Annotated in this window: 13 protein-coding genes; 7 read left to right on the forward strand and 6 right to left on the reverse strand. The window is 65.4% G+C overall.

The genetic code is table 11. From position 1 onward, the window contains the following. Positions 1-30: 30 nt before the first annotated feature. Positions 31-555 carry a sigma-70 family RNA polymerase sigma factor gene (locus ACLRDN_RS13080; RefSeq protein ID WP_413456614.1) on the reverse strand — a complete coding sequence of 175 codons (525 nt, stop codon included), beginning with the start codon at positions 553-555 and terminating at the stop codon, positions 31-33. A 50-nt stretch (positions 556-605) separates the two neighbouring features. On the opposite strand from ACLRDN_RS13080, the gene ACLRDN_RS13085 reads away from it, so the two are divergent. After that, complete coding sequence (locus ACLRDN_RS13085) at positions 606-734, forward strand: hypothetical protein (RefSeq protein ID WP_413456615.1); 129 nt, start codon at positions 606-608, stop codon at positions 732-734. Positions 735-1,144: 410 nt separating this feature from the next. Here ACLRDN_RS13085 and ACLRDN_RS13090 read toward each other — a convergent pair whose 3' ends face one another. The 4 genes from ACLRDN_RS13090 to ACLRDN_RS13105 all read right to left on the reverse strand — a co-directional run bounded on the left by ACLRDN_RS13090 (position 1,145) and on the right by ACLRDN_RS13105 (position 5,174). Further along, positions 1,145-2,863, reverse strand: coding sequence for a putative bifunctional diguanylate cyclase/phosphodiesterase (locus tag ACLRDN_RS13090; protein WP_413456616.1), 1,719 nt, complete (start codon positions 2,861-2,863; stop codon positions 1,145-1,147). An 11-nt stretch (positions 2,864-2,874) separates the two neighbouring features. Next, a complete protein-coding gene (locus ACLRDN_RS13095) occupies positions 2,875-3,243 on the reverse strand; it encodes a response regulator transcription factor (protein ID WP_413456617.1) in 369 nt (122 codons plus the stop codon). Positions 3,244-3,405: 162 nt separating this feature from the next. Beyond that, positions 3,406-4,080, reverse strand: coding sequence for a response regulator transcription factor (locus ACLRDN_RS13100; RefSeq protein ID WP_413456618.1), 675 nt, complete (start codon positions 4,078-4,080; stop codon positions 3,406-3,408). After that, positions 4,077-5,174, reverse strand: coding sequence for a sensor histidine kinase (locus tag ACLRDN_RS13105; protein WP_413456619.1), 1,098 nt, complete (start codon positions 5,172-5,174; stop codon positions 4,077-4,079). The genes ACLRDN_RS13100 and ACLRDN_RS13105 overlap by 4 nt, the downstream gene beginning before the upstream one ends. Positions 5,175-5,481: 307 nt before the next feature. On the opposite strand from ACLRDN_RS13105, the gene ACLRDN_RS13110 reads away from it, so the two are divergent. Further along, positions 5,482-6,996 (forward strand): PLP-dependent aminotransferase family protein, encoded by a 1,515-nt coding sequence (locus ACLRDN_RS13110; protein WP_413456620.1) that lies wholly within the window; start codon positions 5,482-5,484, stop codon positions 6,994-6,996. Here ACLRDN_RS13110 and ACLRDN_RS13115 read toward each other — a convergent pair. Next, the gene (locus tag ACLRDN_RS13115; RefSeq protein ID WP_413456621.1) at positions 6,960-9,773 is read right to left on the reverse strand and encodes an EAL domain-containing protein; all 2,814 of its coding nucleotides are present in this window, start codon (positions 9,771-9,773) and stop codon (positions 6,960-6,962) included. The genes ACLRDN_RS13110 and ACLRDN_RS13115 overlap by 37 nt on opposite strands. Positions 9,774-10,151: 378 nt before the next feature. On the opposite strand from ACLRDN_RS13115, the gene ACLRDN_RS13120 reads away from it, so the two are divergent. The 5 genes from ACLRDN_RS13120 to ACLRDN_RS13140 all read left to right on the forward strand — a co-directional run bounded on the left by ACLRDN_RS13120 (position 10,152) and on the right by ACLRDN_RS13140 (position 15,564). After that, on the forward strand, positions 10,152-10,388 hold the full coding sequence (locus tag ACLRDN_RS13120) for a hypothetical protein (RefSeq protein ID WP_413456622.1): 237 nt from the start codon (positions 10,152-10,154) through the stop codon (positions 10,386-10,388). Between the two features lie 108 nt (positions 10,389-10,496). Beyond that, on the forward strand, positions 10,497-11,168 hold the full coding sequence (locus ACLRDN_RS13125) for a response regulator transcription factor (protein ID WP_413456623.1): 672 nt from the start codon (positions 10,497-10,499) through the stop codon (positions 11,166-11,168). Continuing rightward, a complete protein-coding gene (locus ACLRDN_RS13130) occupies positions 11,165-12,517 on the forward strand; it encodes an ATP-binding protein (RefSeq protein WP_413456624.1) in 1,353 nt (450 codons plus the stop codon). Before ACLRDN_RS13125 ends, ACLRDN_RS13130 begins: the two co-directional genes overlap by 4 nt. A gap of 102 nt (positions 12,518-12,619) precedes the next feature. After that, positions 12,620-13,183, forward strand: a complete 564-nt coding sequence (locus tag ACLRDN_RS13135) for a cytochrome b (protein ID WP_413456625.1) — start codon at positions 12,620-12,622, stop codon at positions 13,181-13,183. Positions 13,184-13,467: 284 nt separating this feature from the next. Then, entirely contained in the window at positions 13,468-15,564 is a 2,097-nt protein-coding gene (locus tag ACLRDN_RS13140) for a c-type cytochrome (protein ID WP_413456626.1), read from the forward strand. Positions 15,565-15,582: the final 18 nt, after the last annotated feature.

Genomic DNA, 15,582 nt, shown 5'->3' on the forward strand with positions numbered 1-15,582 from the left:
TCGGCGGGCATCAGCGTGAAAGGCAGCGCTTCAGCGGCCTTGCCAGGCTTGCCGCATCAGGTAGCAATGGCGGATGGCGGCGGCCATGTATTTTTCGACGCTGCTCAGCGAGACGCCCATGCGCTGGGCGATCTCGGCATAGCCCAGGTCGTCCAGGCGGGACATCAGGAAAGCCTCGCGCGGCTTGGCCCCCAGGCCTTCGAGCATGGCGTCGATGGTGGCCAGCGCTTCCACCAGCAGCATCCTGGCCTCGGGCGAGATCACTTCCGGCGCCGGCAGATGGGCGATGGCCTCCAGGCAGGCGCGCTCGACTTCGTCGCGCCGGACCTTGTCCACCACCAGGCCCTGCGCGATCCGGGTCAGCCAGGCGCGCGGTTCGCGTACCTCAGCCAGCACTTGCGGCTTGCCCAGCACCCGCAGGAAGGTATCCTGGGCCAGGTCTGCGGCATCGCTGCTGCTGCCCAGCCTGCGCCGCAGCCACTGCTGCAGCCAGCCATGATGCTCGCGGTAGAGCGAGTCGATGCGCTGGGCGTCGGCGGGGTGCGGGACGGGCATGAGGGAGCCAAGATTTCTAGATAATAATAATTCTCATTTTAATGTTGGAGATGAAGTTTGACAACGGCAGCGAAAACGCCGCCCGTGCCATGCAGGAGAAAAACGGCGTACATATGCCGGTCGGAGACACGCCGGATATGCCCATTACTCCGGCTCCTTTCGTGGATCAGGATTTCTGAGGACTGCCCACCCAGTCCAATTGGACTAGTTTCATTCCCGGCAAGCCCCGTTAGAATGCCGCCTGTGGATGAGTCACCCTGGAGGGGGGAAAAGATCGGACCGCATAGCGCGGCGCCGGCAGCTCGGGGGGGACTCATCTGCTTCTCTGCCGCTGGTCCCGAACGGGTTCCAGCGCGCCCCATGACAAAGCCGTCACCCGGGTTATCGCCCTAGCCTCATCAGCAGTCCGTGAAGATGCAGGGGGCGCCCGGCAAGCTGGTCCATACATCCATTCAGATCGCGTGCATCCTGATCGACCAGAGAGGCGACAGGTCACCTGCCGTTCACGCTTGTATGGCGTGTCACCCCGCCCGCTCCCTGCAAAGATCCCGCCACGGCGTTGCGCAGCGGGGCTTGCCTGAGGCAGGGTTCAGGCCGCAGCCGGTTCGTTGCGCAATTGCCCGATCACGAAGCCCAGCAACTGCGGCTCGGCCAGCGGACGGCTGTAGAAATAGCCCTGGATTTCGTCACAGCTCAGGCGCTTGAGCCATTCGCGCTGCTGGACCGTCTCCACCCCTTCGGCGATGACCTTGATGTCCAGCGTGTGGCCCAGGCCAATGACGGCCTGGACGATGGCCGCATCCTGCGAATGCGGCCGCAGCTGGCTGACGAAGGAACGGTCGATCTTGAGCTTGTCGATGGGAAAACGCTTCAGGTAAGCCAGGCTGGAATAGCCGGTACCAAAATCATCAATGGACAGCTTCAGCCCCAGCGCCCGCAGGGCATGCAGCAGTTCGATGGCCGCTTCGGTGTGTTCCATCACGGCGCCCTCGGTAATCTCCAGCTCCAGGCTGGCCGGCGCGATGCCGGTGCGCGCCAGCAGCGCCTGCATGCTTGCCAGGAAATCGGGATGCCCGAAATGCCTGGCCGAGATATTGACGGCCACCACCATGTCACGCCCGGTGAGATTGCGCAATGCATGGATCTGCGCGCAGGCCCGTTCCAGCACCCATTCGCCGATCTCGATGATCAGGCCTGACTCCTCGGCCACCGGAATGAAGTCGCCCGGCGACACCAGCTGGCCCTGGCGACGCCAGCGCACCAGCGCTTCGAAACCCACCAGACTGCCATCGGCCAGCGATTGCTGGGGCTGCAGATGCAGTTCCAGCTCGTCGCGTTCGAGTGCATGGACCAGCTCAGCCTCCAGGTCCAGACGGCGCTGCGCCTCGGCGTTGAGTGCCTCCGAATACGTCACAGCCAGGCTCCCGCCTTGGGCGCGCGCCGACTGCAGCGCGGCGTCGGCATTGCGCAGCAGCTGCACGGCATCGCTGCCGTGGCGCGGATATTCCACAGCGCCCAGGCTGAGATGCGAAAACACCTCGTGCGTGCGGCAGCCAAAGGGCCGCTGCATCCCGGCCTGCAAGGCCACCAGTGCGCGGGCAACGTCCTCGGAGCCAGCCGCCTCGCGGTACAGGATCACGAAATTGGCCCCGTCCAGCCGGAACACCTCGCCCTGATAGGCCTCGGCGATGGTGCGCAGGCGGCTGGCGATGTCAACGATCATGGCGTCGGCGAACTCATGCCCGTAGGCACCGATGACGCGCTCGAAGCGATCCACGCTGCCCAGCACCAATGTATGGGGATGTCCTTGCAACTGATCCATACGTCGCTCCAGCGTGCGGCGATGCGCCAGTCCGGTCAGCGGGTCGTGCGCGGCCTGGTGCGCCAGTGCATCTTCCGAGCGAAAGCGCGCACGAATGTGATACATCATGAACAGCGCCGTGGCCAGGGCCAGCAGGTTGAACCAATGCACCAGGCGCGCAATGCGCTGCAGGTTGATATCGACCAGCCCATCCTCGCGCAGCAGCTCGGTGACGTCCTGCATGCCCAGGCCGTGGAGGGTCCAATGCACCAGCGGATCGGCGGCATTGCGGATGTTCTCGACGGTGTGCTGCATCACCATCGAGAGACCGGCACCACAGGCCACCACCACGGTGAGCAGCACATAGATCGGCCAGCGTGTGTGGCGGGCCAGGCGCTGGCGCACGTCGCGCTCCCGGGCGGTCTGGCATGCCGGCAGCAGGGCCAGCAGACTGTCTTTCCAGCGGCGCGGTAGCGGCCGCGATTGCAGCATCAGATGATCCATCATTCCCCCCGGGGTCATTTCGTCAACAGGCGTTCAACCGTATGCACCATCTCGTCACCATCAAAGGGCTTGCCGAGGAAGACCGCCAGCCCGGCTGCCTGCACGCGCTCTTCTTGCACGCGCGTAGGATAGGAGGTGATGACTACCACTGGCGTAGCCATTTGCTGGCCGCGCAGCCATTCCAGCAATTCCACGCCACTCATTCCGGGCATCTGGACGTCGGTGACGATGCAATCCGTTCCGTCGTAGCCCTGGGCGGCGAGGAAATCGTTGGCGCTGGCGTGGCAGCGCACCTGCCAACCCATGGAGCGCATCAGCGCCGAAAGCGCTTCGCGCATGGAGGCGTCGTCATCGATGACGGCGATCTTGCTTGTGTGATTCACTGCATTCCCTTGGCGATGCCGCCCCCGTGTGATGCCCGGGGGCGGCTTGTCCTGTGCATCCCGATGGATGAGATGCATTCTTGATCGCAGGTTAGCAAGCCCGCGCCGGGGCGGGAATCATACATTGGTATGAGCGGCGCGGCGCCAGGCCAGGCGCGGCTTTCAGGGCTGCGGCTTGAGGCCGTCCTGTTCCAGCGCCTGGCCCATGCGCACCAGATCGGCGAAGGAGCGTGGCTGCATCTTTTTCATGGCATGGCCGCGATGGATCTTGACCGTGACTTCGCTGGTGCCAAGCTCACCGGCAATCTGCTTGTTGAGCAGGCCACTGACGGCCAGCCACATCACCTCCGATTCACGCGGCGTCAGGCTGGCGTAGCGCGCCTGCAGGCCGCTGCGGGCCTGGCGATGGGCGAGCTGGTGGCGATCCTTTTCATGGGCGGCCGCCACTGCATCGAGCAGGTCCTGGTCACGGAAGGGCTTGGTGAGGAAATCAATGGCACCGGCCTTCATGGCGCGTACGCTCATGGGGATGTCGCCATGCCCGGTCATCAGGATCACCGGCATGTCCACCCCGCTGCGCACCAGCTCGGCCTGGACATCCAGCCCGCTCATGCCTTGCAGCCGTACGTCCAGCAACAGGCAGGCAGGTGCGGCCAGGACCGGACGCTGGTGGAATTCCACGGCGCTGGCATAGCCGACCACCTGCAGTCCGACCGAGCGCAACAGGCTGTCGAGCGCCTCGCGCAATGCCGGATCATCATCGACGATATAGACCACCGGCTTGGGCGGCGAAGCGCTGGCCGATGGGTTGGGCGCGGGACGGATGGGCTGGCTCACGCATTCTCTCCCGCTACGGGCGGCAGCAACACCCGCATCACCGCGCCGTGCGGGGTACGATTGCCGGCACGGATGCTGCCATGATGGGCTTCCAGGATGGAGCGGCAGATCGCCAGGCCCATACCCATGCCGTCCTTCTTGGTCGTGAAGAAGGCCGAGAACATGCGCTCCAGGTGCTCCTGGCTCAGGCCCGGGCCATTGTCGGCGACTTCGATCTGGATCATCGCTGCGCCCTCCTGCCCCTCGCCGGCCGGGACCAGGCTGCAACGCACCTCGATGGCCGGTGCAACGGTCATGGCTTCGGACATGGCCTGGGCTGCATTCATGACCAGGTTGATGATGACCTGCTGCAATTGCACCTTGTCTGCCATCACCAGCGGCAGGTCGGTGGCCAGGTCCAGCCTGAGCTTCACGCGCATCCGGTGCAGCTCACGGCGCAGCAGGTCGCAGCTCTCCTGCACCAGGGGGGCCGCCGCCAGCGGTACCATGCTGGGCGCTGACTGCCGTGCCATGCCACGGATACGCTGGATCACTTCGCTGGCGCGTCGCGCGTTCTGCTGCATGGCGTCGACGGCGCGGCGTACTTCGCCCAGTTCCGGCTCATCCCGGTTGAGCCAGCGCAAACCGGCCTGGCCATGCGTGAGGATGGCCGCCAGCGGCTGGTTGACTTCGTGGGCAATGGTGGCGGTCATCTCGCCCAGGGTACTCACGCGGCTGGCATGGGCCAGCTGGTTGCGGGCCTGGTTGAGCGCCTCTTCGCGCTGCAGGAGCGCCTGCGTGGCATCCTGTCCCTTCACGGCCAGGAAGCCCGTGATGGCAATGGCGGCCAGGCTGACCAGGCAGCGCGCAAGGGCGGCATCGTCACGCAGCACATCGTGCGACAGCACGAAGGCGAGCAGGGTCAGTGCCATGCAGAACAGCATCACGCCGATCACGCCACGGCGCGGCCAGATCCATACCGACATCAGCACTACGGCCACGTACAGCACGGCAATGGCCACGTCCAGCGAGGTCAGCGCGTCAACGGAAAAGATCGCCACCGTCAGCGCGGCCGCAGCGGCCGGTACTGCCGGTGAACGAATGGTTCGGTACATGTGGGGTCCCCCCTGCTGCATCGCCTGTGTCATCCAAGTCTGGTGAAACTTGTCGTCGGTGGGGATCACGGCGGATGGCCGGGCCCCTTTGGGACGCGAGTATAAGGCCAGTACGCAGGCAGTGGTGCATGTATTACACCAAAGTATAAGGGGGCAGTCCGGCGCTGAAGCCCTGCTGGCGCAGGTGGCTTCTCATGCGACGGGGAACGGCCGTCGCGATGGGTCAAGCGCCATACCTTGGTGTTATTGGCGGCCTGATACCGGAGCCCTAGCATCAGCCCATCCGATAGCCCAGCAGGGGACCGCCATGAAACTCTATGAAACGCTTGCCGAGACCATCCGCCGCCAGATACTCAATGGCGTGATGCTGCCGGGAGAGAAGATTCCCTCCGTGCGCCGCGCCAGCCAGCAATACCAGCTCAGCATCTCCACCGTGATCCGTGCCTTCCTGCTGCTGGAGAGCCAGGGCTACATCGAGAGCCGCCCGCAATCGGGGTATTTCGTTCGCGCGCACCAGAGCCCGCTATCGGGGCCACCCGTAGCCACACCCGTTCAAGCTGTACCGCACACCCGGCTGCCTGCGGCCAATACGCCAGTCGAACTGGTGCTGCACAACCTGCGCTCGATCAACTGCAATGCGCGTATCCCGCTGGGCTCGCCCTATCCTGATCCGGCCCTGTTTCCGTCGATGCGCATCAGCCAGCTGGCGCAAGGTTTCTACAAACGGCGCGAGCATGGGCAGCTGATCGGGGTGCTGCCGCCAGGCAATGCGGACCTGATCCGCCAGATCGCGCGGCGGCATCTGCAGACCGGGCTGCCGGTGCAGGCTGGCGAAATCATCATCACCCAGGGCGCTACCGAGGCGCTGCAGCTCTGCCTGCACGCCATCGCCCGGCCGGGTGCGGCCATTGCCGTGGAGTCGCCGACCTACTACGCCCTGCTGCACGCCATCGAACGGGCCGGCATGCGCGCCTTGCCCATCGCTACCAATCCGGACCAGGGCATGGACCTGCCCTCTCTGGATCGGGCGCTGGCCACCGGCGAGGTGGCCGGCGTGGCGGTGATGACCAACTTCCAGAATCCGCTCGGCTACCTGATGCCGGACGCCAGGAAAGAGGCGCTGGTTCGCCTGATGGCCAAGCACGATCTGCCGCTGGTGGAAAACGATGTCTATGGCGAACTGCACTTTGGCGAGCAGCGCCCGCGCACGGCCAAGAGCTATGACCAGGATGGGCGGGTGCTGTACTGCTCCTCCTTCTCCAAGAGCCTGACGCCCGAACACCATATCGGCTGGACCCTGCCGGGCCGTTACCGGCAGACGGTGGAGCGGCTCAAGTTCCTCAATACGGTGTCCATGCCGGTGCATCCGCAGCGCGCGGTGGCTGAATACCTGCAGAGCGAAGGCTACGATTTTCACCTGCGCCGCCTGCGCAAGCTGCTCATGCAGCGCCAGCGCATCATGCGCGCGGCCGTCATGCGCTTCTTCCCGGCCGGCACGCACTGTTCCGAGCCACAAGGCGGTTACCTGCTGTGGGTCACGCTGCCAGTGGGCATCCTGGCACTGGAACTGCATGCGCTGGCGCAGGCCGCCGGCATCAGCGTGGCACCGGGCGACATGTTCAGCACCGACGGTGCTTTCCGTCACTGCATCCGGCTCAATTACAGCTTCCCTTGGGAAGACGGCATCGAAGCCGCCGTACGCACCCTGGGCGAACTGTGCCACGGCCTGCTGGCCGGTACCGCACAAGAAGCGCAGGCGCACTACCCGGCAGCGCGACCGCTGGCTCAGGCCCCTGCGGGTGGGCTGATCAACGCCAGGTGAGCCGTGCGCAGCTGGGCGGCCGGCTCGGCCTGCTCTGCTGCGCTGGTGGGCGAGCCCATCAGGCTACCCCAACGCAATTGCTCCACCGGTGCTGGTTTGCCGAACAGGTAGCCTTGCAGGCCGGTGCAGCCCAGCCGGCGCAAGGCCACCCACTGCTCGCTGGTCTCCACGCCTTCGGCCACCACCTCCAGCCCCAGTCCCCGCGCCAGGTTGACGATGGTCTGCACGATGGCCCCAGCATGGGGCGTCTGCAGCATGTCCTGGACGAAGGAACGGTCAATTTTGAGCTGGTCCAGCGGCAGCTTTTTGAGGTAGCTCAGCGAAGAATAGCCGGTACCGAAATCATCGAGCGAGAAGCCCAGTCCGGTCTCCTTGAGCATGGCCATGCGCGCGATGAGGGCATCGAGGTCGGTGAGCAGCATGCTCTCGGTGAGTTCGAGCTTGAGGCGGTGCGCATCGGCGCCGGTACGTTCCAGGATCTCCAGCACGCATTGAGCGAAGTCAGGCTGGCGGAACTGCCGTGCGCTGACATTGACCGAAATGCTCAGGTGCGCCGTCTGCGGGTCGTGCGCCCAGGCCGCCAGTTGCTCGCAGGCGGTGGTCAGCGCCCACTGGCCGAACTCCACGATCAGGCCGGCCTTCTCGGCCTGGCCGATGAACTCTGCCGGGTACACCATCCCGCGCTGCGGATGCTGCCAGCGCATCAGGGCCTCCACCCCGGAGAGGCTGCCGTCGGCGCGCACGATGGGCTGGTAGTGCAAGCGCAGTTCACGGCGCACCAGGGCGTGACGTAAATCATTTTCCAGCATGGCCATCTGGTCCAGCACTTCCTGCATCGAGGGGCAGAAGAAACGGTAAGTGTTGCGGCCTGCCGCCTTGGCTTCGTACATGGCCATATCGGCCTGGCGCAGCAGGTCATTGACGGTATGCCGGCCATTGCCGAAGAGCACCACGCCCAGGCTGGGCGTGCTGCGCACCTCGTGGCCCTGCAGTTCGTAACCGGCATTGAGCGCCACCAGGATCTTGCGGCAGACGCACTCGGCATTGTGCTCGGCTTCTTCGACCTGGCTGCCCAGGTTCTCCAGCAGGATCACGAATTCATCGCCCCCCAGCCGGGCAACGGTATCGACCTCACGCGTGACCTGGCGCAGCCGCAGCGCCACCAGTTCCAGCAGACGGTCACCGGTTTCGTGGCCCAGCGTGTCGTTGAGCCCCTTGAAATTGTCGAGGTCCACGAAGATCACCGCGCCCACCTGCCCGCCCCGCGCGTAGCGTGCCACCGCCTGGCCCAGGCGGTCCAGCAGGAGGCGGCGGTTGGGCAGTTCAGTCAGGCCGTCGTAATAGGCCAGGCGTGCGATCTCCTGCTCGGCAGCCTTGCGGGCGCTGATGTCCATGCGGGTGCCGACCATGCGCAGCGGCCGGCCCTGGCCATCGCGCTCGACCAGCTTGCCGCGGCACTGGATCCAGACCCAGTGGCCTTCCTGGTGGCGCATCTGGTATTCGGCTTCGAAGTTGTGCCGACTGTCGGCCAGGTGCAGGCGCAGCGCGTGGTCCAGTGCAGGAATATGCTCCGGATGGACCAGCGTGCGCCACTCGCCGGGCGCATTGAACTGACGCTCTGGCGCGTAGCCCAGCATGGCATTGGCGCGCGCATCGACGGTACGGATATCCTGCTGGATGTGCCAGTCCCACAAGCCCAGGTTGGCCCCGGAGAGCGCCAGCTCCATGCGCTCGGTCATCTCGGCGTGCTGCCATTCGCGCTGCGAGTTCAGGGCTTGCACCGCACGCCGGCGCCGCTGCAGCCATCCCAGCACCAAAGTGGCTGCCAGACCGAACAGCAGCCAGATCACAAAAAAGGAATGCACCGGCTCATGCCAACCCGAATTGACCTGCGCCTCGCTACGCGAGAGGCTGATGACCAGGGTCTTGTCCAGCCCCAGTTCGCGGCTGGTCACGGTGCGCTGGACGATCAGCCGGGATTGGCCCCGCGCATCCGGCAAGCGCATGACACTGGCGACGTCTCCCCCGCGCAGATGCTTCTGCAGGGATTCCTCCGGCCCGCTGCCGGGCTGGCTGCCTGTGCGCATCTGGGCAGCGTTGGCCGGTACGAACAGCAGGCGCCGCCCGTCCTCGCCGGTGATGGCGATGTTCATGTCCTCGGCATACAGGGCCGAGCGCATCACGGCATCGAAATAGTCGGGATTGAGAATGGCACTGACCGCGCCCTCGATGCGCCCATCGGGCGTAGTGACCGGCAGCGTGAGCTTGATGTTGAAGACGCCGGGCGTGTTTTCGTAAGGCTGCGAGACATACATCATCTGTCCCGAGGACATGCGCGGGATCTGCGAGAGGAAATCGCTGTCGTCCAGCCGCCGGTCATCGAGATCATCGGCCGAGCGCAGGATGTGGCCGCGCGTATCGAGTACCACCATGGCACGCACCCCGGGCATGGCGCGCTTGAGCGATTGCAGCAGCAGGCGCTGGCAGGATGCGGCGCAGCCGGAGTCATCACTGAGGGCGCTGCGTGCGCTCTCCAGCGCATGGCGCACACCCTGGAACTGGTGTGCCAGGTTTTCCTCGATGATGCGTGCCTGGCTCTGCATGCGTTCCGTTTCATCGGCAACCACCAGGCGCTGCTCGGACCAGACGAAGTTGGCGATGAGCAGCGCCGTAAAACCGAGCGTGGCCGCCAGCGCGCCCCATTCGATCATGGTGCGGCTGTAACCTTGAACCGGTTCACTGTTGTGGGCGATATCGGAGCGGACAATGTTGGCCATGGTGCCAATGCTGGGGAATCGCATGATGCCTTCCTTGCTTGCTTGCGCCGTCGGCGACGGCTGGCTGTGCATGGGAAGGAAGTCTAGGCGGCGTGCACCGGCCCCGGTACATACACAGCGCAGCAGGCTTGTGGAACACAGTTGCTGCCCGCATTGGTGTGCGGCAACAGCGCTGTCGGTTCGGCCTTGGCCCGGGCTGCAAACCACTTTGCGCCTCGCTTGCGATACGGCCGGGTATCGCGTGCGACGCTGGCCAGGCTTCTCCATGCAGCACAGAACACGCATGCCGGGCGGCAGTACAGTGTGCAGGAGCATGGTGTGCGCGTTCCTGCTTGCTTATGCTCGCGCCATCGACACTATTGCAGCAGGGAGCACATCATGCACATCGAAGTGATGGGGCAATACGAGATTGTCCTGGAAGCCTATGCCAATCTGGCCAATACCGGCTGGCAACCCTTCGTGACGATCTATCGCGGGCGATCCACTTCCCGCCGTAGCCTGTGCGTCGTGCAGCGCCAGCAGGTGCAGATCGCGGCCCCGGCGCGCAGCCGTGACCAGGCCATCGAGGTTGCACGCGCCTTTGCGGCACAACGCATCGCAGGCCGGCGGCTTTGATGCCGTTCAAGATGCACGCCCGTGCTCTGCCGCCGCCACGCATTTTGCCTTAGACTCTAGCGCCATCCGGTCAGGTGGACCGATGCGTTGAGGGAGGCGTGACGAGCGATGCGAATACTGCTGGTGGAAGATGACGCCATGATCGGCGAGGAAGTCCGTGCCGCCCTGAAGGACGCTGGCTACGCCGCTGACTGGGTGCAGGACGGTGCGCTGGCGCTGGCTGCGCTGGCGCAACAGCAGTACGACGCGGTCCTGCTGGACCTGGGCCTGCCGGGTGCCGATGGCTTGTCCGTACTGCGCCAATTGCGCGGGCGCGCTGCCACGCCGGTCCTGATCCTTACCGCCCGCGATGGCGTGCAGGACCGCATCGACGGCCTCGACTGCGGCGCCGATGATTACATCCTCAAGCCCTTCGCCATGGGCGAATTGCTGGCCCGCCTGCGTGCGGTGATGCGCCGCAAGTCGGGCGCGGCCACGGTAGTGCTGGACAACGGCCAGCTATGCCTGAACCTGGCCGAGAAGACCGCGCGCTGGCAAGGCCAGCCGCCCGTGACCCTGTCGGCGCGTGAATTCTCCCTGCTGCAGGCCCTCATGCATCGGCCTGGCGCCATCCTCTCGCGCGGCGAACTGGAAGAACGCATCTATGGCTGGGGTGAGGAAGTGGAGAGCAATGCCGTCGAATTCCTGATCCATGGATTGCGCAAGAAACTGGACCGCGAGGCCATCAAGAACGTGCGCGGCATGGGCTGGATGGTGGCGCGGGCGGGCGCTGCGCCATGAAACGCCTGCAAGGTTCGCTGCAAGCGCGCCTGTCGCTGGCGCTGACGCTGGCCATCCTGCTGGTGGCTTTGGGCGCGGGCGCTTTCGGCTTCATCAGCGCCTATCGTGATTCCATCCGCCTGCAGGACGACCTGCTGCTGCAAGTGGGCTCGCTCATCGTCAGCCTGGGCGGAAGCCTGCCCGCGGATGGCGCCGTAGGCAGCTATCCGGGCGCCGATCATGAATCCCGCATCAGCGTGCAGTGGCTGCCCGCACCGGGACAGGCCGCCACCGCAAGTGCCGCGCTGCCCCTGCCGGAAGGCTTGCACGATGGTTTCCAGACCGTCGGCATGTTTCACGAAGACTTTCGTGTCTACGTCCAGCCCCTGCCCTCGGGCCGGCGCATCGCCCTGGCGCAGGAAACCGACGTGCGCGATCACATCGCTTCGCGCGCCGCCTGGCGTGCCTTGATTCCGGTCTTGATCCTGGTACCGGTGCTGCTGCTGGCGATCCAGCGCATCATGGGCCGGCTCTTTGCGCCGCTGGCCAGCCTGCGCGGCCAGATCGACCGGCGCCGCGACGACCAGCTCGACCCCCTGCCCACGACCGGCCTGCCCACCGAAATCAGTCCCTTCGTGGACGCCATCAACCGGCTGCTGGCGCGCGTGCAAGGCGCCATGACAGCGCAGCGCCGCTTCGTGGCCGATGCCGCCCATGAATTGCGTACGCCCCTGGCGGCCCTCTCGCTGCAGGCCGAACGCCTGCAGCAAAGCGAGCTCTCCGAGACCGCCCGCGAACGCCTGCAACGCCTGGAGCAAGGACTGGTGCGGGCACGTACGCTGGTGACCCAGTTGCTGGCCCTGGCGCGCGTGCAGGCGCAGGACCAGACGGGTGCGACGGCGCGCCAGCGCCTCCCATTGCGCGAGGTCGTGCGTCCGGTGCTGGAAGACCTGTTGCCGCTGGCCCAGCAGAAGGACATCGATCTCGGCGTGGACGGATCGCTGGAGGCCTCGGTCGACACCAACGCCGTGGAGCTGAGCTTGCTGCTGGGCAACCTGATCGACAATGCGATCCGCTACACACCGCCCGGCGGCTACATCAGCCTGGCCCTGGCGGACCCCGCGCAAACGCCGCCGGGCCAGGTACGGCTGGAGATCGTCGACAATGGCCCCGGCATCCCCGCCAGCGAGCGCGAGCGGGTCTTCCAGCCTTTCCTCCGGCTCGACCCGGCGGCGGCATCGGGTTCGGGCTTGGGCCTGGCCATCGTGCAGTCGGTGGCGGCGCGGCTCGATATCGTGGTGCGCCTGGCGGCCAGCGATGAGCAATCCCAGGTGGGGTTGCGCGTGATCCTGGATATTCCCGCGCCTTAGATGCCCACCGTCAGGATTGGTCAGTAAATTCTTGCGCCAGGCTAATGCCGGACTAAGTTTGGTGGCTTACCATGGGTCAGCTTTTTTTCCATGGGAACCCAGATGAACAAGACCAATGATGCCTTCGGGCAAGGCACCCGCTACCACCCCCTCTACGCCGCGCTGCACTGGCTGATGTTCCTGCTGTTCGTGGTGGCGCTGGCCACCATCGAATACCGCGACGACATTCCCAAGGGCGATCCGCTGCGCGACCTGCTGCGCACGGTGCACATGCATGCCGGCCAGCTGGTGCTCATTTTCGTCGTGGTGCGCCTGATCGCGCGCAAGCTCCTGGGCGTGCCCGCAGAGTTGCCCCTGCCGCGCCTGCAACAGCTCGGAGCCACTACTGTGCACCTGCTGCTGTATGCCGTGATGATCGGCCTGCCCATCACCGGCATCCTCTTCACCCAGGCCGGTGGGCGCGACGTGGTGTTCTTCGGCATGACCCTGCCGGTGCTCCTGGCCAAGGACATGGCCGTGCGCGGTCCCATCAAGGAGGTGCACGAATTCATGGGCAATGCGGTGTATTTCCTGGTCGGGCTGCATGTGCTGGGTGCGCTGTGGCACCAGTTCCGGGACCGCATGCCGATCCTGCAGCGCATGTCCTTGCGCTCGCCAGGCAAGTAAGCGGACTTGCCACCCGCGCAGCGAAGGCTGCGCCGTCCTTGCCGACAACGCCATCCGGGAATTTCGGGTGGCGTTTTTTGTTGCGAACGACAGGTTTGTGAAAGCCATCAAAAACCTGACACAGGCCGCGCCGACGGGCTTTGCGCAAGATCAAGCCGGTCCCGATCGAGACCTCGATGTGGCTGCGGAGCAAGGTTTAAATGGTTGATGTTTCCCTCTCGGAATAACCACCCGGAACCATCATGACAAGTCTTCGCCGCCCCCCTCTTCCCCTGACTGTTTCCATGCTTTCCTCCCTGGCACTGTGCGCTGCATTCTGCTCGCCGCCGGTTGCCGCCGCACCACCGACCACCCTGCCGGCGAACGTGGCCAGCCTGTCCGACGATCTCCCGTCCGACTTCAGCGACGCGCTCGATGCCTCCACCCGCGAGCAAGTCCTGCGCGGGCGCTACGTCGCCCGACTGGGCGACTGTGTGGCCTGTCACACGCAGGACAAGCGCAAGCCCATGGCTGGTGGCCTGGCGCTGGAGACGCCCTTCGGCAAGCTCTACTCCACCAACATCACGCCAGATCGCCAGACCGGCATCGGTCAATACAGCTTCGCGCAATTCGATCGCGTCATGCGCGAAGGGGTGACGGCTGACGGCCGCCATCTTTATCCGGCGATGCCCTACCCGTCTTACGCCAAGATGAGCGAAGAGGATATGCGCGCCCTCTACGTCTACCTGATGCAGGCGGTCAAGCCGCTGACGCTGCCGAACCGCCCGCCGGAAATGTCCTTCCCCTTCAACCAGCGCTGGGGCATGGCGCTGTGGAACATGGCCTTCCTCCAGCGCAGCGCTTTCCAGCCCGATCCGGCGCGCTCGGCCCTGTGGAATCGCGGCGCCTACATCGTCCAGGGACCGGGGCATTGCGGGGCCTGTCATACGCCGCGCGGCATCGGCATGCAGGAAAAGACCATGAGTGAATCCGGCGGCAATGGTCCGCTGTTCCTCTCCGGCGAGACGGTGGAGCACTGGCGCGCGCTCGATCTGCGCGGCCGCTGGCGCCCCGAGGATGTGGCCGGGCTGCTGCGCACCGGCAGCAACCGTTTCGGTACGGTGGCGGGCAACATGGTCGACGTGGTCCAGCACAGCACGCAATACCTGAGCAACGAGGATCTGCTGGCCGTCGGCACTTATCTGGCCAGCTTGTCCCCGGCCTCCCCGCAGCGGCCCTCACCGACGCCTGCCGCAACTGTCGCGGGGTCCGTCCCTGCCGACCTCTACAGCTCGCGCGGCGGGCTGGGCTATGTACAGTTCTGCGCCACCTGTCATCGCAGCGACGGCAACGGGGTGCAAGCCTTGTTCCCGCCCCTGGCGGGCAATCCGACCCTGCAAAGCGACGAACCCTCCTCGCTGATCCACATCATGCTCACCGGATGGCGCGCGGCAACCACGCATGCCCAGCCCAAGGCGATGAGCATGCCGGCGTTTTCGGCGTTGAGCGATGGCGAGATCGCCGAGATCCTCAACTTTGCGCGGGCCAGCTGGGGTGGGCGCCGACACGCTGATATCACCGCGCGCGAGGTCGCCCGGCTGCGTACCGAACTGGTCGCGCCGCAGAAAAATCCTGTGGGTCCCCGCTTCGAAGCGCCGCGCCTGGCCGATATGCTGACAGAGAAAAACGCGCCTCAGCTCATCCGTGGTGCCCGTCTCAATATCGAGACGGGCCTGCTGCTGCCGCAGCACGTTGGCAACGGACTGAACTGTGCCAGCTGCCATCTCAATGCGGGCACCGTCGGCGGCGGCTCACCCTATGCGGGCGTGTCGGCCGCCTTCCCGAGTTATGCCGCACGCGCCGGGCGCGTCATCACGCTGGAAGATCGCATCAATGGCTGCTTCCCCCGCTCCATGAACGGCAAGCCCTTGCCCCCGGGGTCGACAGATATGCAGGCCATGCTGGCCTACATCGAGTGGATGCGGCGTGATGCGCAACCCGGTGGCAAAGTGCCGGGCCGCGGCATCGGCAAGATCGACCACAATCTGAAGCCGGATCCGGTCAACGGTGAACGCATCTATCGCGCGCAGTGCGCCGCCTGTCACGGTCCGCAGGGCGAAGGCATCCGCAGCCAGAGCGGCCAGTGGATCTACCCTGCGCTATGGGGCGAGGAGTCCTTCAACATCGGTGCCGGCATGGCGCGCACCTATACGGCCGCTGCCTTCGTCAAACGCAACATGCCCATCGCCCTGCATGATCGCTTCCCGCTGGGCCAGGGCGGCTTGTCTGACCAGGATGCGGTGGACGTGGCCGAGTTCTTCACGCACCAGCCGCGCCCGGATTTCGCCCCAAAATCCAAGGACTGGCCCCGCGACAAGAAGCCGGCCGATGCGCGTTACTGAAGCACGATGGCCGCTGCG

This window comes from Herbaspirillum huttiense, assembly GCF_047300815.1.
GTDB lineage: Bacteria > Pseudomonadota > Gammaproteobacteria > Burkholderiales > Burkholderiaceae_D > Herbaspirillum > Herbaspirillum huttiense_A.